Source organism: Actinoplanes sp. NPDC024001 (genome assembly GCF_040638955.1).
Taxonomy (GTDB): Bacteria; Actinomycetota; Actinomycetes; order Mycobacteriales; family Micromonosporaceae; genus Actinoplanes.
The window spans coordinates 1-17,483 of sequence record NZ_JBEZZB010000197.1 but is presented as its reverse complement, the minus strand read 5'-3'; the positions used below and the strand labels follow the sequence as shown (position 1 = coordinate 17,483).

General features: G+C 71.5%; 19 protein-coding genes. 6 read left to right on the top strand and 13 right to left on the bottom strand.

Annotated elements, in window-relative coordinates; all coding sequences use genetic code 11:
- From AB0F81_RS44400 to AB0F81_RS44385, 4 genes are all read right to left on the bottom strand, one after another.
- On the bottom strand, window positions 1–944 hold a 944-nt coding region (locus tag AB0F81_RS44400; RefSeq protein WP_360209059.1), incomplete at its 3' end, for a serine/threonine-protein kinase.
- A gap of 67 nt (window positions 945–1,011) precedes the next feature.
- Complete coding sequence (locus tag AB0F81_RS44395) at window positions 1,012–1,458, bottom strand: hypothetical protein (protein ID WP_360209056.1); 447 nt, start codon at window positions 1,456–1,458, stop codon at window positions 1,012–1,014.
- A gap of 22 nt (window positions 1,459–1,480) precedes the next feature.
- Window positions 1,481–2,134 carry a pyridoxal 5'-phosphate synthase gene (locus AB0F81_RS44390; RefSeq protein WP_360209053.1) on the bottom strand — a complete coding sequence of 218 codons (654 nt, stop codon included), beginning with the start codon at window positions 2,132–2,134 and terminating at the stop codon, window positions 1,481–1,483.
- The gene (locus tag AB0F81_RS44385; RefSeq protein ID WP_360209051.1) at window positions 2,131–2,895 is read right to left on the bottom strand and encodes a class I SAM-dependent methyltransferase; all 765 of its coding nucleotides are present in this window, start codon (window positions 2,893–2,895) and stop codon (window positions 2,131–2,133) included. Before AB0F81_RS44385 ends, AB0F81_RS44390 begins: the two co-directional genes overlap by 4 nt.
- Window positions 2,896–2,988: 93 nt before the next feature.
- On the opposite strand from AB0F81_RS44385, the gene AB0F81_RS44380 reads away from it, so the two are divergent.
- The gene (locus AB0F81_RS44380; RefSeq protein WP_360209049.1) at window positions 2,989–3,888 is read left to right on the top strand and encodes a MerR family transcriptional regulator; all 900 of its coding nucleotides are present in this window, start codon (window positions 2,989–2,991) and stop codon (window positions 3,886–3,888) included.
- On the opposite strand, the gene AB0F81_RS44375 is transcribed toward AB0F81_RS44380, so the two are convergent.
- From AB0F81_RS44375 to AB0F81_RS44350, 6 genes are all read right to left on the bottom strand, one after another.
- Window positions 3,863–4,408, bottom strand: a complete 546-nt coding sequence (locus tag AB0F81_RS44375) for a hypothetical protein (RefSeq protein ID WP_360209047.1) — start codon at window positions 4,406–4,408, stop codon at window positions 3,863–3,865. The genes AB0F81_RS44380 and AB0F81_RS44375 overlap by 26 nt on opposite strands.
- Window positions 4,409–4,434: 26 nt before the next feature.
- Window positions 4,435–5,217, bottom strand: a complete 783-nt coding sequence (locus AB0F81_RS44370) for an ABC transporter permease (protein WP_360209045.1) — start codon at window positions 5,215–5,217, stop codon at window positions 4,435–4,437.
- A complete protein-coding gene (locus AB0F81_RS44365) occupies window positions 5,214–6,185 on the bottom strand; it encodes an ATP-binding cassette domain-containing protein (protein WP_360209043.1) in 972 nt (323 codons plus the stop codon). Before AB0F81_RS44365 ends, AB0F81_RS44370 begins: the two co-directional genes overlap by 4 nt.
- 81 nt (window positions 6,186–6,266) lie before the next feature.
- Window positions 6,267–7,112 carry a DUF4097 family beta strand repeat-containing protein gene (locus tag AB0F81_RS44360; RefSeq protein WP_360209040.1) on the bottom strand — a complete coding sequence of 282 codons (846 nt, stop codon included), beginning with the start codon at window positions 7,110–7,112 and terminating at the stop codon, window positions 6,267–6,269.
- A 24-nt stretch (window positions 7,113–7,136) separates the two neighbouring features.
- Window positions 7,137–7,664, bottom strand: a complete 528-nt coding sequence (locus AB0F81_RS44355; protein ID WP_360209038.1) for a ribbon-helix-helix protein, CopG family — start codon at window positions 7,662–7,664, stop codon at window positions 7,137–7,139.
- 57 nt (window positions 7,665–7,721) lie between these two features.
- On the bottom strand, window positions 7,722–8,639 hold the full coding sequence (locus AB0F81_RS44350; protein WP_360209035.1) for a DUF1295 domain-containing protein: 918 nt from the start codon (window positions 8,637–8,639) through the stop codon (window positions 7,722–7,724).
- Window positions 8,640–9,000: 361 nt separating this feature from the next.
- Here AB0F81_RS44350 and AB0F81_RS44345 point away from each other — a divergent pair, with 361 nt between their 5' ends.
- Both AB0F81_RS44345 and AB0F81_RS44340 read left to right on the top strand, forming a co-directional pair.
- Entirely contained in the window at window positions 9,001–9,345 is a 345-nt protein-coding gene (locus AB0F81_RS44345) for a hypothetical protein (RefSeq protein ID WP_360209032.1), read from the top strand.
- Between the two features lie 108 nt (window positions 9,346–9,453).
- Window positions 9,454–10,260 carry an SAM-dependent methyltransferase gene (locus AB0F81_RS44340; protein ID WP_360209029.1) on the top strand — a complete coding sequence of 269 codons (807 nt, stop codon included), beginning with the start codon at window positions 9,454–9,456 and terminating at the stop codon, window positions 10,258–10,260.
- 154 nt (window positions 10,261–10,414) lie between these two features.
- On the opposite strand, the gene AB0F81_RS44335 is transcribed toward AB0F81_RS44340, so the two are convergent.
- Both AB0F81_RS44335 and AB0F81_RS44330 read right to left on the bottom strand, forming a co-directional pair.
- Window positions 10,415–12,025 (bottom strand): amidohydrolase family protein, encoded by a 1,611-nt coding sequence (locus AB0F81_RS44335; protein WP_360209026.1) that lies wholly within the window; start codon window positions 12,023–12,025, stop codon window positions 10,415–10,417.
- 145 nt (window positions 12,026–12,170) lie between these two features.
- The gene (locus AB0F81_RS44330) at window positions 12,171–12,326 is read right to left on the bottom strand and encodes a hypothetical protein (RefSeq protein ID WP_360209023.1); all 156 of its coding nucleotides are present in this window, start codon (window positions 12,324–12,326) and stop codon (window positions 12,171–12,173) included.
- 239 nt (window positions 12,327–12,565) lie between these two features.
- Between AB0F81_RS44330 and AB0F81_RS44325 the strand changes: the two genes are divergently transcribed.
- Window positions 12,566–13,612 (top strand): enoyl-CoA hydratase/isomerase family protein, encoded by a 1,047-nt coding sequence (locus AB0F81_RS44325; protein WP_360209021.1) that lies wholly within the window; start codon window positions 12,566–12,568, stop codon window positions 13,610–13,612.
- 137 nt (window positions 13,613–13,749) lie between these two features.
- On the opposite strand, the gene AB0F81_RS44320 is transcribed toward AB0F81_RS44325, so the two are convergent.
- Window positions 13,750–15,384: a serine hydrolase domain-containing protein gene (locus tag AB0F81_RS44320; protein WP_360209019.1), complete on the bottom strand. Its 1,635-nt coding sequence runs from the start codon at window positions 15,382–15,384 to the stop codon at window positions 13,750–13,752.
- Between the two features lie 142 nt (window positions 15,385–15,526).
- Here AB0F81_RS44320 and AB0F81_RS44315 point away from each other — a divergent pair, with 142 nt between their 5' ends.
- Together AB0F81_RS44315 and AB0F81_RS44310 are read left to right on the top strand one after the other, a co-directional pair.
- Complete coding sequence (locus AB0F81_RS44315; RefSeq protein ID WP_360209016.1) at window positions 15,527–16,720, top strand: histidine kinase; 1,194 nt, start codon at window positions 15,527–15,529, stop codon at window positions 16,718–16,720.
- On the top strand, window positions 16,717–17,379 hold the full coding sequence (locus AB0F81_RS44310; RefSeq protein WP_360209014.1) for a response regulator transcription factor: 663 nt from the start codon (window positions 16,717–16,719) through the stop codon (window positions 17,377–17,379). Before AB0F81_RS44315 ends, AB0F81_RS44310 begins: the two co-directional genes overlap by 4 nt.
- Window positions 17,380–17,483: the final 104 nt, after the last annotated feature.

The following is a 17,483-nucleotide window of genomic DNA, read 5'->3' as shown; positions in this document are numbered from 1 at the left end:
GCGGCGCCGGCCGCGACGGCGATCCGCCCGCGGCGCGGCAGCGGCCGCCAGACCCGCTGGATCCGCTGGATCCGCTGGATCTGACGGGTCAGCGGCGCGGTCGGCTCGTCGTGGTTCGACGGGGCGGCACCGGGCAGGTCGAGGGTGGCCGGGCTGAGCCCGGCCACGGTCGCCAGCACCGCCGCGGCCTCGGCCGCACTCGGGCGCTGCTCGGGATCTTTCGCCAGGCACTGCCGGCACAGCGCGGCCACCTCGGCCGGCAGACCGGCGACCCGGGGCAGCGGGGCCGGCTCCTGATAGCGGTGCGCGACCAGCATCTCGGTGGTGGTCGACGCCTGCCAGGGCAGCCGGCCGGCCAGCGCCCGGTAGAGCAGCAGGCCCAGCGCGTAGACGTCGGCCGCCGGGCGGACGACGCCGCGCTCCAGCCGCTCCGGCGCCAGGTAGGCCGGGGTGCCCAGCAGCAGCCCGGCGGACCGGTCGTCGTCGCCGGACGACGCCGAGATGCCGAAGTCGACCAGCTTGACGCGGGCGCCGCCGACCATCACGTTGCCCGGTTTCACGTCCCGGTGCACCACGCCCTGCTCGTGGGCGGCGGCGAGCGCGGCGGCCACCTGGGCGGTGATCAGCACCGCCACCCGCCACGGCAGGGCGCCGGCGGTGAGCAGCTGCGCCATCGAGCGGCCCTCAGCGACCTCCATCACCACGTACGGCAACGGGCCGGGCGCCTCACCGTAGTCGTACACGTCCACGATGTTGGGATGACGCAGCCGGGCGACCGCCCGGGCCTCGTCCCGGATGCGGGCCAGCAGCGACACGTCCTGTGCCAGGTCCGGCGACAGCACCTTGAGGGCCACGTCGCGGCCGAGAACCTCGTCGTGGGCACGCCAGACCACCGCCATGCCGCCGGCGCCGAGCCGGTCGCGCAGCCGGAATCGGCCGTCCATCAGGTCCCCGGTGTTCACGAGACCAGCGATGCCCGCAGATCGGGGGGAGGAAACGGTGGCGCCGCTCTCAACCCGGAGAGGGGAACTCTTCCGGGTCGTCATCGGACTCAGCGTCATCACTTCGTAACGGAAACAGGTCGTCGTCCGCGAAGAGCGGATCCGGTTCCACGTCGAAGTTGCCGATGATCTCGTCGATCGGGATGCGCGACAGGCTCCGTACCGTGCCCGCGTCGGTCAGTCGCGTCCGGATCCCCTGGTCGTCGGCGAGGCCGTGGACCCGGCGGATGTCGACCACAGTGGCCGGTTCGCCGTCCTCCCCCAGGCCGACCGCGAGCAGCCGGGTGCGGTACCGGCCCGGGTCGCCGGCCGGGAAGGCGACCACCGCCCAGCCGAGGAACGGCAGGCTGACGGTGGAGACGATGTCGTCGCCGCGGTAGCAGTCGAATTCGACGCCGCTGAACCGGCCGTCGGGTGTGAAGCTGACGATGCTGCCGTCGGCCAGTTCACGGGCCATGCCGGTCATGGTCGCACCCCGGTCACGGCCAGAGCAGCTCCCGCATCCAGCCGGATCCGGTCCGCGCGTACCTCAGCCGGGTGTGTTTGCGCTCTTTGTCGCCCTGCCAGAACTCGACCTCGGTGGCCGCGAGGGTGCACAGCGTCCACTCGGCAACGACGTAGCCGGGCTCGTTTCCGATCCGCTCGCGCGCCTGCTCGACCGCGCGGTCCAGGGTCTCCCGGTCGGCCAGCGGCCGGCTCTGCCGGCCGAGCGAGGCCTCGGCACGCGATCCCGGTGGCCGGGCCAGGAAGTCCGCCGCACTCCGGTCAGCCGGTTCCGGCCGCACGGTTCCGCGTACGCGAACCTGCCGTGCCTGCTCCGGCCAGTGGAAGGTGAGGGCGGCGGCGGGGTGCCGGCTCAGGTCCCGCCCCTTCGGGCTGGCCGCGTGCACTGCGAACTGCCAGCCGTCCCGGTCGACGTTCTTCAGGATCAAGATCCGGGCATTCGGTACGCCGTCGGCCCCGACCGTCGACAGGGTCATGGCGTGCGGTTCGCGGACACCGGCTCCGACCGCGGCGGTCAGCCAGGCGACGAAGAGCGTGTCCGGCCGGTCCGGCGCCTCGCCGGGGTCGAAACGGGGCAGTTCGCCGGCGAAGACGGGCAGGCCGCGCAGGTAGGTGCGGGTGTCGGTCACGGCCGGCCCACGATCAGCCGCAGCGCACCGGTGAACCACGGTTGGGTGCGCAGGTGGCCGTACCGGGTGTCCCAGGTGCCGGAGGCCAGGTCGGCGCGGAGCCGGTCGACGGCCCGGGCGGTGGCCGCCGCGTCCACGAAACCCCAGGCGGACTGGGCGGCCCGTACCTCGGGGTCGAGGAACCGCTCGGGCCGCGCGTAGTAGGCCTCGGTGAACCCGTCGACGCAGTCGATCGGGATCGGCACCTCGGTGACCGTCACGTCGGTGCCGATCGCGTCCGCGACGGCCGAGATCGCCGGGTAGCGGCGGCGTTCCGCGGCGATCAGCTCCGGTGCGTAATCGGCCAGCCAGAGCCGGTCCAGCGCGTCCCCGTCGAAGGTGAGCACCACCACCGGCCCGCGGGTGACCCGGCGCAGTTCGGCCAGGCCACGGGCGGTGTCCGACCACTGGTGCACGGTCACGGTCGCCATCGCCGCGTCGAAACTCGCGTCGTCGAAGGGCAGGTTCTCCGCGGTGGCGTCCAGCGCCGGGACCGCGGCCACCGGCCGCTGGGCGCGCATCCGGGCGGACGGTTCGACCGCCACGACGTAGCGGTCCGCGGGTTCGTAGGAGCCGGCGCCGGCACCGGCGTTCAGCACGGTCCGGGCGTCCCCCAGCGCCGCGTGGATCAGCTCCTCGATCCGTGGATCCGGGCGGCGCCGCCGCGCGTACCCGTGGCCGGTGGTCTCGTAGTCGACGTCGCCGCTCGGTGCCTTGATCATGGCGGTGACGCTAAACCCGCACCCCGGGGTACGGGTCAACCCGAGAACGGGCGCCTTGACCCGTACCCTCGGGTCCGGGTTTAGGGTCGCCGCATGCGGGTGGGTGAGCTGGCGCGCCGGACCGGGACGACCGTGCGTGCCCTGCGCTATTACGAGGCGGCCGGGCTGGTCGTCCCACGGCGGCTGCGCAACGGCTACCGGGAGTACGACCCGATCGCGGTACGCCTGGTCACCCAGATCCGCGAGTTGACGGCGCTCGGCCTGACCGTCGAGGAGACCCGCCCGTTCGTGGAGTCGATCGCCGCCGGGGCCGACGACACCGACGTCTGCGCCGCGGCCCTGGCGACCTACCGCAGCACCATCACCGGCCTGCAGGAACGCATCAGCCGGCTGACCGCCCAGCGCGACGCCCTGGACGCCCGCCTGGACGCCGCCGCGAGCCAGGTGACCACCGCCCGGCCGGCCTCCGGCGCCGAACCCGGCGCCCTGGCCGGGCGGTCGATGCCGTCGCTCGACTTCTACGCCACCGACGGCCGGCCGGTCGATCTCGGCGCGCTCGGTCCCGGGCGCAGCGTGATCTTCGTCTACCCGCTCACCGGGCGGCCCGGCGTCGACCTGCCCAACGGCCTGCTGGAGGTGCACGGCGCCCGCGCCAGCACCGAGCAGGCCAGCTGGATCCGCGACCACCACGCCGAGATCCGCAGCGCGGGCGCCGACCGGGTCTACGGGCTGTCCGCCCAGTCGACCGGTTACCAGCGCGAACTCGTGCACCGGCTGCGGTTGCCGTACCCCCTGATCCCGGACCCGCAGCTCACCCTGGCGGCCGCGCTCGGCCTGCCCACCGTCACCGCCGGCGACATGACCCTCTACGAACGCCTGACCCTGATCGTCGCCGGCGACGTGGTCGAACACGTCTTCCACCCGATCCCCGACCCGGCCTCACACCCCTTGGACGTGATGCGCTGGCTCACCAAACGCCGCCAGGATCGCTAGCCCGGGGCCGCGTGACAGGCCGCTTCGTGATCGCGCCGAGCACCGTGTCCAGCCGGGTGCCGAGGGGTCCGCTCAGCTGCAGCACCGGCGTGTCCCGCCAGGCGTGCAGCGGGTCGGTGTGGACCAGGTCCAGCAGCGCGTCGTTCATGCGGGACCGCAGATCGGGCAGCTCCGCCGCCGGCAGCAGCCGCTCGGTCTCGGCCGTGATCGGGGTGACGACCAGCAGGTCGAGGCCGGCGAACGCCGGGCGCAACGACGCGTTCTCCGCCAGGTCCGCGCCGATCGCCACCTGGTAGGCGAGGTAGTCCAGCGGCGTCCGGTCGAAGACGACCCCCGACCCGGACGCCGGGGAGGTCAGGCACCGCACCGAGCGAGCGACCAGCGCCCGGCAGTCCTCCGCGGAGGGCGGGAGCCGGAGATGCGGTCCGGCCTCCACCACGTGACCGGGCAGGCGCGCGCACAGCGCCTCGGCGAGGGCCGTCTTGCCGGTTCCGTGGGTTCCGGAGATGCCGATCCGCATCCGGCGATGCTAGACCCGGCTCACCGTCAGCGGGTGGTGCGCTTGTTGTAGCTGCGCTTCGCCCACAGGTACGACACCAGCGAGATCCCCGCGCACCAGGCGAGCGCGACGACCGCGCTGTTGCCGATGCCGGTGCCGAGCAGCAGGCCCCGCAGGGTCTCGATGATCGGCGTGAACGGCTGGTGCTCGGCGAACGCCTGCAGCCCGGACGGCATCGTGTCGGTCGGCACGAATCCGCTGCCCAGGAACGGCAGCAGGCTCAGGAACATCGGGGTGTTGCTGGCCGTCTCGACACTGTCGGCGACCATCCCGAGCGCGACGGCGAACCAGGTCAGCGCGAACGCGGTCGCCAGCAGCACACCGAACACGGCGAGCCACTCGACCGGTGTGGCGGTCGGGCGAAACCCGATGAGCAGGGCCGCGCCGAGCACCGCGACCACGGCGAGGATGTTCTGCACCAGGCTGCCGAGCACGTGCCCGGTGAGCAGCGCACCGCGGGCGATGGCCATGCTGCGGAACCGGTCGACGATGCCCTCGGTCATGTCCGACGCCACCGCGATGGCCGGGCCGGCCGCGGCTCCGGCCACGGTGAACAGCAGGATGCCCGGGGTCAGGTAGTTCACGTAGCCGGAGCGGCCGCCCTCGATCGCCGCGCCGACCGCGCCGCCGAACACGTAGACGAACAGCAGCAGGAAGACCACCGGCAGACCGATCAGCATCACGGTCAGCGACGGGTACCGGCGCAGATGCAGCAGCTGCCGGCGCAGCATCGTGTTCGAATCGGTCAGGGCGTGTGCCATGGTCGTCATCGGGTCTCCTCGGCAACCTCGTGGGTGGTGGCGGGCGCCCCGGTGAAGGCGAAGAACACGTCGTCCAGGTCCGGGGTGTGGATCGTCAGGTGGTCGGGCTTGGCACCGGCCCGCTCCAGCGTGCCGAGCACGACCTGCAGCGAGGTGACGTCGCCGTCGCTGGGCACCTGCAGGGTCAGCGCGTTGTCGTCGCGCTGCACCGCGCCGAGCGCGAAGGCCGCCGCGTCCAATGTGGCCGGATCGGCGAACCGCAGCAGCAGGTGACCGCCGGGGATTCGGCGTTTGAGCTCGTCGGCGGTGCCCTCGACGACGATGCGGCCGTGGTCGAGCACGGCGATCCGGTCGGCGAGTTCGTCCGCCTCGTCCAGGTACTGGGTGGTGAGGAAGACCGTGACCCCCTCGGCGACCAGCTCCCGCACGATCTGCCACATCGCGTGGCGGCTGCGCGGGTCGAGACCGGTGGTCGGCTCGTCCAGGAAGATCAGCCGCGGGTCGCCGACCAGGGTCATCGCCAGGTCCAGGCGGCGCTGCTGGCCGCCGGAGAGCAGGGACACCGGCTTGGCAGCCGACTCACCGAGGTCGAAACGCTCGATCAGCCCGGCGACACGCCGGGCACCCTCGGCGCGGCCCAGGCGGTGCAGGTCGGCCATCAGACGGAGGTTCTCCCGTACGGTGAGCAGCTTGTCGACGGCGGCGAACTGGCCGGTCAGGCCAATCGCGGCGCGCACCCCATCGGGGTCGGAGGCCGGGTCGTGCCCGGCGACGGTGATCGTGCCGCCGTCCGGCGGCAGCAGCGTGGCGAGGATCCGCACCATGGTCGTCTTGCCGGCGCCGTTCGGGCCGAGCAGCGCGAAGACGGTGCCTTCGGTGACGGTCAGGTCGATGCCGTCGAGAACGATCTTGTCGCCGAAGGTCTTGCGCAGTCCGGTCACCGAGACGGCGGGCCGGGTGGTGACTGTCGATGTCATCTACGCCTCCTGGCGGGCAGGGGTCATCGCCGGCCGGGGCAGGACGCCCCGGCCGGGACGGTGGAGTGGATCAGGAGTGGTTCAGGAGCGGCGGATCAGAATGTCGCCGAACGCGGTGCGCGCACGCACCTCAGCCTGCTCGTCGGTCTCCGCGGGACCGTCGGTGGCGGTCATCTCGTTGCGGATCTTGCCGAACTGGGTGTGCACGTCGAGCCGGGCCGCGGTGCCCTGGCGGATGCCGATCTCGATGCGGCCGGCGGCGCTGCGCAGCGTGGCCAGGCCGCGGACCACCTCACGTACCCGAATGTCGCCGTTGGCGGTGTTGGCCGTCACCGAGGCGGCGGTGTGGTCGGCGGCGATGTCGCCGTTGGCCGAGTTGATCCGCAGCTCGCTGCCGGCGTGGCCGATCCAGGTCTCGCCGTTGCCGTTCTTGAGCACGGCCGGCCCGGTCACCGAGCGCACCTGCAGCTTGCCCGAGCCGGTGGTCAGCTTGGCGTCGCCGGTGACGCTCTCGGCGGTGACGAGGCCCATCCCGGTCAGCACGGACAGACTCTGGACGTGATCGACCTGCAGGTCGCCGGCGCCGCTGCGCAGCCGGCAGCTGCCGAGCTGCCCGGTGCAGCGCACGCCGCCGGCGCCCAGCTTGGCCTCCAGGTCGGAGCCGGCCGGCAGTTCGACGAGCACGTCGACGGTGCCGACCTTGCCGAAGATGCCGAGGCCCGGCTGGCGTGGGCCGCGCACGGTCAGGGTGCCGGAGGTGAAGTCGACCCGGGTCTGCTCGGCGGCGCGCACGTCACGCTCGTCGTCCTCGTCGCTCGGGCGCACGTGCACGACGGTGTCCGGCCGCTCGCTCGCGGCCACGTGCACCTGGCCGGCGAGCAGGTCGATGGAGGCGGTGATCGGTCGGGGGGTGTCGAAGGTGGGCATGAGGGTCTCCGTTCTGCGGGAAGGTCAGCGGACCCAGCCGGTGAAGCGCTGACTGCCGCTGGCCGCGGTGACGGTCGCGGACGAGCCGCCGTCCCGGTCGGCCGCGGCCGCAGCGGCCCGGATCAGCCAGGTGTTGATCGAGACGCCGGCCCGGGCGGCGGCCTGCTCGACCCGGTTCTTCAGGTTCTCCGGGAGACGCAGACTGATCCGTACGGTCGCCTCGTCCTCGCCTGCGGCAGGCGCCGGAGCCGGCGCCGGCGTGGGTTCGGCCGGGGGCGAGGTGGCGGCCTGATCGGTCCACGGGTCCGCGGGCGGCAGCGTCACGACGAAGCTGGGCTCGCGGTTACGCAACCGCAGGTCGACCGAGCCGGGCGCGAGATCGCGGGTGATCTCGGTGGCCGCCTCGGAGAGGGCGTCGAGCAGGGCGAGCCGCACCGCGGACTCGAGTGGCGCGGTCAGCCGCTCGGCCAGTTCCCGGGCGTCTTCGCCCCCGGTCGCCGCGGCGAGCGCGAGCTCGTGACGCAGAGCGTCGATATAGGGGCGCAGTTCCATGACGCCACTATGACACCACCATGATGCCATGCGCAACCCAGTGGCGTCACGATGGCATCAGCGACGCCCCAACCGTGGCATCAGGGCGGGAACGCGGCGCATGTGTTCCGCGTAGTCCGGACGCCGCACCAGCGACCTGCGGTCCATCATCGGGACGCTGACGAACGCGAAGAGCAGCACCATGCCGACCGGGCCGACCACGGTCCACCACCAGCCCGGCGCCGCGGCCAGGGCGAACAGCCACATCCCCCACCAGAACGCGATCTCGCCCAGGTAGTTGGGATGCCGCGAGTACCGCCACAACCCGCGATCAATGACCCGGCCCCGGTTGGCGGGATCGCCGGCGAATCCGCGCAACTGCCGGTCAGCGGTCGCTTCCAGGGCCACCGCGCCGGCGGTCACCGCCACGGCGGCGACGTCCAGGACGCCCCACGGGCGGTCGGTCACGGTGGTCGCCGGCCAGACCGCGAGCAGGCCGCCGAAGACCACCAGGGTCGGCATCAGCTGGATCCCGGTCAGGTTGATCACCCACCACGGCAGCCAGCTCGGTCGCTGCTCGCGCAACTGCACGTAACGCCAGTCCTCGTGGCTGAGGCCGCGCCAGGACACCGCCCAGTTGGCGGTCAACCGGATCGACCAGGCCAGCATCAGCGCCAGCAGGGCAGCCTGCCGCGCGGTGATCTCTGCGAGATCACCGCCGGCCGCCCAGAGCACCCAGGCGACGGCGATCACGGCCGGAGCGACACTCCAGTACGGGTCGTACAGGCTCGCGTTGGCGACCACCACGCTCGCCGCGAACACGACAACCGTGGCGACGAGGTCGGCGATGAAGGTGACCAGCAGCGGATGCCGCTCCGGCAGCGCGGCGACGACCAGCCACGCAGCCAGCCCGGCGATGACGTAGGCCAGAGTCACCACGGCGAATCCCACCGGCCGCGAGGAGGCGGCCAGGCCGCGGCCCACCCGGTAATCCATAGACAGAGATTAGTGGGGTTGAGGATTGCCCGCCGCCCCGTCGCCGGGGTCGGCCGCATGCGCTCGCGGCCGGGTTCGCCGCCCAGACCGTCCAGAGCCGACCGCATGCCGGCGCGGCCTGGTCTGCCGCCTCGGCCGTCCAGGGCCGACCGCATGCGGTGCGGGCCTCTTGCCGCCCTCGCCGCGCATGCCGACACAGGCTGCTTGCCGTGTGGTTGTTCAGGACCACCCGCGTGCCGTCGCGGATTGCATGCCGCCCTACCGTCAGGGACCGCCGCCACGGCCTGCGTACCACTCCGCCGTCAGGGGCCGCCGCCACGCCGGCGCGGGCTGGTTGCCGCCTCGTCGTAGGGTCGGCCGCATGCTGTCACGGGTGCCCGCCGCGCTGCTGATCACCACCATGTGCCTGCTGGGCGTTTGCGCGGTGCCGTCAGCCTCGTTCTTCCTGGTGGCCGCGGTCAGCAGCGGTTCGTTTCCCGCACCGGTGATGCTGTTCGTGGTGCCGGTGCTCTTGGCGTACCCCATCGGTCTTTGGTTGTGGCTGCGTGCCCGCCGGCAGCGCAGCGCCGGCCGTGCCTGGCTGCACGCCGCGCTCGGGATTCTGCTCGTGGCCGGCGCCTCGTTCCCGCCGGTGGCGGTCTTCGGCGCGGCCTTCGTCGAGGAGTGGGAGGAGACGCAGCCCGGCGGGCGCGGCTACCGGCCGTGACTCGACTGTGGACGGTGTTGCGGCGTCGTGGAAGGATCGGTTCGGCCTGGAGGTTGATCGGTTCAGCGATCAGCTCCGCACTGGGAGGCCGGCGAAGGAGAGCACGACATGGCCGAGGTGGACCTGCACACCGACCGCCCGCACCCCGCCCGGGTGTACGACTACCTCCTCGGCGGCAAGGACAACTTCGCCGCCGACCGCGAGGCCGCCCACCGGGGCCTGCAGGCCAACCCGGACAGCCGGATTCCCCCGCGGGAGAACCGGCTGTTCCTGCGCCGGGCCGTGCGCTACCTCGCTGAGCAGGGCATCGACCAGTTCCTCGACATCGGCACCGGCATCCCCAGCGCGCCGAACGTCCACCACGTCGCGCAGGCCATCAACCCGCGCTCCCGGATCGTCTATGTGGACAACGACCCGATCGTGCTGACCCACGCCCGCGCCCTGCTGACCAGCCATCCCGACGGCAGAACCGACTACCTCGACGCGGACCTGCGCGACGTCGACTCCATCCTCGGCTCCAAGGTCCTCACCGAGACCCTGGACCTGAACCGCCCGGTCGGCCTGCTGCTCATCGCGATCCTGCACTTCATCGGCGACGACCACGACCCAGAGGACATCGTCAACCGCCTGCTGGCGGCGCTGCCGCCGGGCAGCTACCTGGCGCTGTCGCACCTGACCGGCGATTTCCGGCCGGAGGCCTGGGAGAAGATCGCCGAGGTCTACCGCAAGCAGGGCGTGACGATGCAGGTACGGTCCAAGCCGCAGATCGAGCAGTTCTTCACCGGTTTGGAGATGGTGGAGCCGGGGCTGCAGGTGCTGCCCGCTTGGCGGCCGGAGCTGGGCGACCCGAGCGACCAATTGCAGCCGACTGATGGGCAGGTGTCGGTTTACGGTGGGGTGGCCCGCAAGCCGTAACCCTGCCAGTGGGCCGGCGGAGCCGCGGCCGGCAGGCTACGACCGCCGCAGCCGCGGCCGCCACGCTACGACCAGCGGAGCCGCAACCCGCAGGCTACGACCTGGCGGAGCCGCAGCCCGCAGGCTACGACTTTGCTGGCTGGCCGCAAAGGTGTCAGGCGGCGCGTCCGTGGCAGGCGCAGCCGGCCGCTGCCGGCATCGCACCGGTCGGGGTCTTCCGCTGCGCGGCCGCCTCGATCTCGGCGAGCATCCGCTGCCGGGCCGCCGCGTCGATCAGCCGGCCACGCACGAACACGCTGTCGATCCGTGTGGTGTTGCCGATGTCGTGCAGCGGGTTCGCGTCGAGCAGCACCAGGTCGGCGACCTTGCCCCGCCCGATGACACCTTGGTCACCGCGCCCGAGCTGGCGGGCTGGTTCCAGCGTCGCCGCCCGCAGCGCCTGTGCCGGGGTGAGGCCGGCCCGCACCAGCAGCCGAAGCTCGTCGTGCACGCTGAAACCCGGCAACAGGTAGGCCGTGCCGAGATCAGTTCCGGTCATCAACGGCACACCCGCGCGTGCCAGCTCACCGGCCAGCCGCAGCCGCCGGTCGAAGAGCTCCCGACGCTCCACACTTTCCTGCGGCGTGCGGCCCTTCAGATAGATGGTCTCGGTAGCCCACTGCCAGTAACCCAGCGTGTCGGCACTCACGTACTTGAAGCGCGGATCGCCGTGCGGCACGTCCTGCGGCACGTCGCACGTCCAGTGCACGGTCAGGGTCGGCGTCACGAAGGTGCCGTTGCGGGCAAGCCGCTCGAACACCCGTGCCGCCTTGTCCCGGTCGTAGCTGCGTGCAGCCGCGTACTCAACCGGGTGCAGACCGGTGAACCAGCCGGCATAGTCACCACCGGCGACCTTGATCCGCCTGATCTCACGTCGCAGCCGCCGTTCGTCGCGGGAAGTGTCGTACCAGAACTCGAAAAGATGCTCGATACTCCCCAATCCGGCATCGCTGGCTTCGGTGACCGGCACGAAATCCGGCACATGCCCCAGGAACGGCACCCCGAGCCGGCGAGCCTCGGCTGCCAGCGCGTGGAACGACTCCCGGCTCAACCGCGTGTAGGTCTTGAGAAAGTCCGCGCCACCCTCCACCTGCTGCCGAACCGCCGCCCGCGCCTGCCCCGGCCCGGCGATCGCGACGTAGGGCACGCCCAGCCCTTCCCACAGCGACGGCGCGCCATCCAGGATCGCGCTACCGACAGTCAACTTCGGGCCAAGCCGCGCCCCTGCCGCGATGTCCGCACGCCACTTGCGCACGGCATCACTCGCCGACATCTGCCGTACGGTCGTGACACCGTTCACCACGTACATCTCAGGATCACTCGGATCGATCTCGGTCGCGTGCGTGTGCATGTCGGCCAGCCCCGGGATGAGGAACTTCCCGCGACCGTCAACCACGCGGGCATCGTGCGGCACCGGCACCTGATGAACGTCGCCGGCGCCGATGATCCGTTCGCCACGCACCAGCACGGTCTGGCCACGCCGGGTGCCGCCCACCGAGTCGATCACCGTCGCGCCGACGACAGCCGTGATCCCGGCCGTCGCTGCAGCTTCAGCCGTTACCGTCCTCTCCGCCGCGCCCATCGCCGCAGCTTTGTCTGCCGCATTGGCCTCTGCTGCTCCCTGGCCGGCACCCGCCTGCGCGGACTGACCCCGACCGACCGCCGCACCCACCACGCCCGCCGCTGTCCCGGCAAGTACCGAACGCCGGGAAATCTCCGTCGCCACAACCGCCTCCTGCTGCTCGACTTCGTCTGAGGACGATCGTCGTCGCGGCGGGAGTCGATGTCGGGAGTGCTGACGCCCAGATGAAAGTGGTGTCACCACCACCAATCGGCGCCGAACTACTGGCGGCCCTGCAGCGAGCGCGCGCTCAATGGAACAGGTGCACGTCGATGTTCGTAGTCTCCTTCTCCCGGTCGCAGTGAACGCAGGCCTTCCAGCGGTTGCCGTCCTCAGTGCTGCGGGTCTGCCACCGGTGCCGCAGATTGAGCCGGCAGGTGAGTGGAACCTTCCGGGTGGTCGCCATATCGCCCCCTGGAGTGTCGTAGGTCCGCTCAGAGTTCCACGAAGCATCACGCGCCCGCTGCCCCTGCGCTTCGCTTCGCCCGCCGACGAGCCTCTTGCCCTCGTCGGCGGGTTCAGCTGTCTGTCCGCGCCCGCAGCCGGGATGATCATGAGTGTGCTCCGCCCACCAGGACGTCGAAGGGACCGATCGAGAATGCGGATGATCAACGGCTGTTGCCTGCTCGCAGGAAGGCGCGCCGAGTGACCACACCGTCCGTGCTCACCAGCGTGAACGGCCACCTGGGACACCTGACGCTGAACCGGCCCGCCGCGATCAACGCCCTCACCGCTGAGATGGTCGCGATCATCCGCCGCGCCCTCGCCGAGTGGGCGGTCTCCGACCGCGTGCGCACTGTCCTGATCACCGGCGCCGGCGAGCGTGGTCTGTGCGCCGGCGGCGACATCCGGGTCTTCCACGCCGACGCCGTCTCCGGCGGCACCGGATCGCTGGACTTCTGGGCCGACGAGTACCGCCTCAACGCCACCATCGCCGCCTACCCGAAGCCGGTCGTCGCTTTCATGGACGGCATCGTCATGGGCGGCGGCATCGGCGTCTCGGCTCATGCATCCATCCGGGTCGTCACTGAACGCTCCCGGCTGGCCATGCCGGAAGTCGGCATCGGCTTCCACCCCGACGTGGGCGGTTCCTGGTTGCTCGCGCACGCCCCTGGCCGGCTCGGCACGCATCTCGCCCTCACCGGGACATCGATCGGCGCCGGCGACGCGATCCTCGCAGGGCTCGCCGACCACCACATTCCCGCCGACCGGCTCCCGGAATTGGCGCGGGCGCTGGCCGAGCACGATGCTGCCGAGGTGGTGGCGTCGCTCGCCACCGCACCACCCGAGGCCGAACTCACCGCTGCCCGCACCTGGATCGACTCCTGCTACGCCGGCGACACCGTCGCCGACATCGTGCAACGGCTCGCCGCCCACCCGGACACCGCCGCTCAGGCCACCGCCAAGGAGATCACCACCAAGTCGCCGACCTCGCTGGCGGTCACGCTGCGCTCGGTCCGCACCGCCGCCGCCCTGCCCGGCCTGCCAGAGGCGCTCGACCAGGAATACCGCCTCTCGGCCGCCATGCTGCGCCTTCCTGACCTGGCCGAGGGCATCCGCGCTCAGATCATCGACAAGGACCGCCGCCCCCGCTGGCAGCCGGCAACCATCGACGCGGTGCCGCCGGAAGTCGTCGACGCTTGCTTCGCTCCCATCGACAATCCACCCGACCTGAGTCCCACCAGCGCCTGACAGCCGAACATCGACCGGGCGTTGCTGCGAAACGCCGTTCTTCCACGGACATAACCGCAGCGCGCCCGCGTCCCGGGACGGCCGGTCCCCATACGAGCGTCTCCCTGTCGCCGGCCACCGGGTACGGGTCACCGACTTCACGACAGCGTCACCTCCGGCTGGTTACGGGCCGGCCCCGTGCCGGAAGAACGGCCGTGCTGCCGCGTTGCTGCCTTGAACAGACGAGCGCCGAGAACCACGACGCCTCCTGCGGAAGTTACGCCGAGCAGCAAAGTGAACGCCGGGAACAGATACGCCGCCTGCTGCCACGAGATGTCCTGGCCGCGATACAGAGCGCTCACCACCCCGTCGAGTGCGATCAGCAGCAACAACGGCAATGAATAGGGCAGCAGCCGGACCACGGTGACGAGCCGGCCGACCTGATGCCGACCGGCCCAGCTGCCCGACCGCCGAACTCCGCGGACTGCCAGAACCGCCGCGCCGAAGGCGACCAGCAGGATCACGATGTCCGTGGCGACGAGCGCCGCGACGCCATCCGGCCCGGCTCCTGATTGGCCCTCGATCAGGTTGATCAGGCCGGCACCAAGGGACGCCGCGTCACCGTACTGGCTGCCGGCATTCGCCATGACCGCAATGCCGTAGCCCTGATCCGGCAACAAGGCCTGATACGCAGTGGCGGTGATCAGCCCTCCGGTGTGCTCGACGAGCGGCGCTCCGGATGGCGTCTCTCCGGTGTCCCAGCCAAGCCCGTAGTCGCTGCGCACCCCAGGCCGGTGCATCTGCGCGATGCCGGCCGGCGACAGGACCGGCGCGCCGCGAGCGGTCGGCGCACCGCTACCGGGCGGCATGCCACCAGCGGTCGGCGCACCGCCACCGGTCGGCGTGTTTCCTGGGCGAGGGGTACTTCCTGGGGCCGGGGCGCCTCCAGGGACCTGCCCACGTCCTCCGGTCTCGGCGCTGCCGACGGCCCGTTTGTAGCCGGCGGCCTGCGCTATCAGCCACGCGGCCATGTCACCTGCGGTGCTGAGCACACCGCCCGAACCGTTCCCGAAATCCGCCGGCTCGGCTAGGGGCACCGGCAGACCGGCGATCATCCGGTGTCCCCGCACGGCGGCCGGAGCCTCCGCAGGGGTGCCGATTGTGCGGCTGTCGGTCATGCCGAGCGGGGCGAAGATCCGCTCGCTCAGGTGAGCGTCGAAGCTATGCCCGCTGACCACCTCGACGAGACGGGCGGCGACCTGATAGTTGGGGTTGTGGTATTCGAACCGGGTGCCCGGCTCCGCGGCCAATCGGGCCGTGCGCATCGCAGCGACCGCCTCGCGCAAGGTGCCTGGCACGGGCCGGCTGCGTGCGGGGTTGGTCACGTCGGCCAGCCCGGAGGTCTGCTCCAGCAAGTGGCGCACGGTGATGCCGGCCGCTCGGCTGTCGGCGAGGGCGAACTCCGGCAGATACTCGCTGACCGGTGAGTCCAGCTGAACCCGCCGGGCCTCCACCAACTGCATCACGGCGAGCGCGGTGATCGACTTGCTGAGCGACGCGATCGGCATCACGGTGCGGTCGGTGACCTCGTCTCCGGAGGCGGTGCGCCCGAATCCTGCGGTGTGCACCACGGCATGGCCTTGCGTGACCGCCACCGCCACCCCGGGTATCCGTGTGGCCTTCTGATAGTCCCTGACGACAGCGTCGATCGAGGCAGCGTCGACAGTGGTGACGCTGCGGGCCGGGGCGGCCGGGACAGCGAGCAACAGAGCGGTGATCACGTGGGTCAGCACGGTCCGAGCATCGGTCGTCCGCCAGCCGGAGCGCATCGGACCGTGGGCCGAGGCGCCGTCACGAAAGCCTGGCTACCGTGAGGCGATGGTGTTCGGGAGATGGGCTCTGATGGCAGCGGACGTGCCGGTCGCCGCTGCGGTCATGGCCGCCGTGGTGCTGATGCGGCCGGTCTCCGGCTGGTGGGTCTGGGTCCTGGCTGCGCTCCTCGGTCTGCCACTGGCAGTCCGCCGGCGCTGGCCAATCCCGGTGCTCGCAGTGGTGCTGATGGCCACCGCGCTGACCGTCGTGGTCGGTGTCGGCGCCGAGGTGTCGGTGTATGCGGCAGCCTTCGCGCTGTACCCGGTCGTGCTGACGTCCACCCGAAACTGGCCGCTGGGTGCCGCTCTCGCCGCCACCCTGGTGCCCGGTCTCGCCGACGCGCTCACCTCGTGGCTCCCGCTCGTGCCGGCTCGCGATGACGTCGAGTCGTTCAGCACCGCCCCGGTGACCGTGACCGCCTACAGCACTGCACTGATCGTCGGCACCTGGGCACTGGCCTGGACGGTCCGCACCCGCCGTGGCCACGCTGCCCAGATCGCCGAGCTGCGCACCGCCAATGCGGTGGCTGAGGAACGGTTACGCATCGCTCGCGACGTCCACGACGTCGTCGGGCACAACCTCAGCCTGATCGCGATGAAAGCAGCGGTCGCCAACCATCTGGAAAGCGACCGGCAGGCGGCCCTGCAGACGATCGAGCAGGTCAGCCGGGCGGCGCTGGACGACGTGCGGGCGGTACTCGGCGGTCTGCGGGAAAGCAGAGACCCAGCGGGCACCGTCGACGTCGACCACCTGGTCGAACAGACCCGGGCAGCGGGGATAGCGGTCACCCTCGACAGCGCGGACCTCTCAGGCGTGCCGGCCGGCCTGCGCCTCTCGATGCACCGAATCCTGCAGGAGGCGCTGACGAACGTGCGCCGACACGCACGCGCCAGCCACTGCCGCATCAGCATCACCGTGACCCCCGAGACGCTGACCCTCACCGTCGCGGATGACGGCGCGGCAGCAGGTCGTGCCAACTACGGGCCGATGGCCGCCACCCCAACCCGCAACGGCCAGTTGGCCGGCCCAGCCGACCACGATCAGTCGGCCAGTCCGGTTCGCGACGGCCGACCGGCTGGTCCGGTCGACAACGGCCTGCGGCTCGCTCCGGTCACTAACGGCCTGCTGGTCAGTCCGGTCGGCAACGGCCTGTTGGGCATGCGAGAACGAGTAGCCATGCACGGCGGCACCCTGACTGCCAGGCCCGCTCCAGGCATCGGCTTCGCGGTGCGCGCGACGCTCCCGCTGCCGACATGACCGCCAGCCCCGTCCGAGTTCTGCTTGCGGACGACGAACCACTGTTCCGTGACACGGTTCGCGACCTCATCTCCGCGACGCCCGGGCTCATCGTGGTCGGCGAGGCCGGTACTGGCCGTGAGGCAGTCGCCCTCGCCACCACCCGCCGGCCGGATGTCGTGTTGATGGACGTGCGCATGCCCGACCTCGACGGCATCGCGGCCACCGAGCGGATCACGACATCAGCACCTTCGGCGCAGGTGCTCGTGCTCACCACGTTCGACCTCGACGACCACGTCTACCGCGCGTTGCGGGCCGGCGCCAGCGGCTTCGTCCTCAAGGACATCACCCCTACCCGCCTGCTCGACGCGATCCACACGATCGCCGCCGGTGAGGCATTGCTCGCCCCGAGCGTGACCCGCCGGCTGATCGCCGCGTCGCTGCGCCGCGCGATGCCACCCCGCACCCTCGACGGCGTCACCCCGCGCGAACGCGACGTGCTCACGCTGATCACCCGAGGGCTTTCCAACGCCGAGATCGAGACCGCCCTGCATATCAGCCGCAGCACTCTGAAAACCCACATCAGCAACCTGTTGACCAAGCTGGCAGCCCGCGATCGCGCACAGCTGGTGATCGCCGGTTACGAAGCCGGCCTGGATGATCGACTCCCTGACCGATAGTAGCCAGCGGACGGGCCTCGGGCGGACGCAGCAGAGCAGCGGACGGCGAGTCGGCGAGCCGCAGGCCGCGGGCGGCGGGCGGCGGGCGGCGGGCGGGGGGCGGC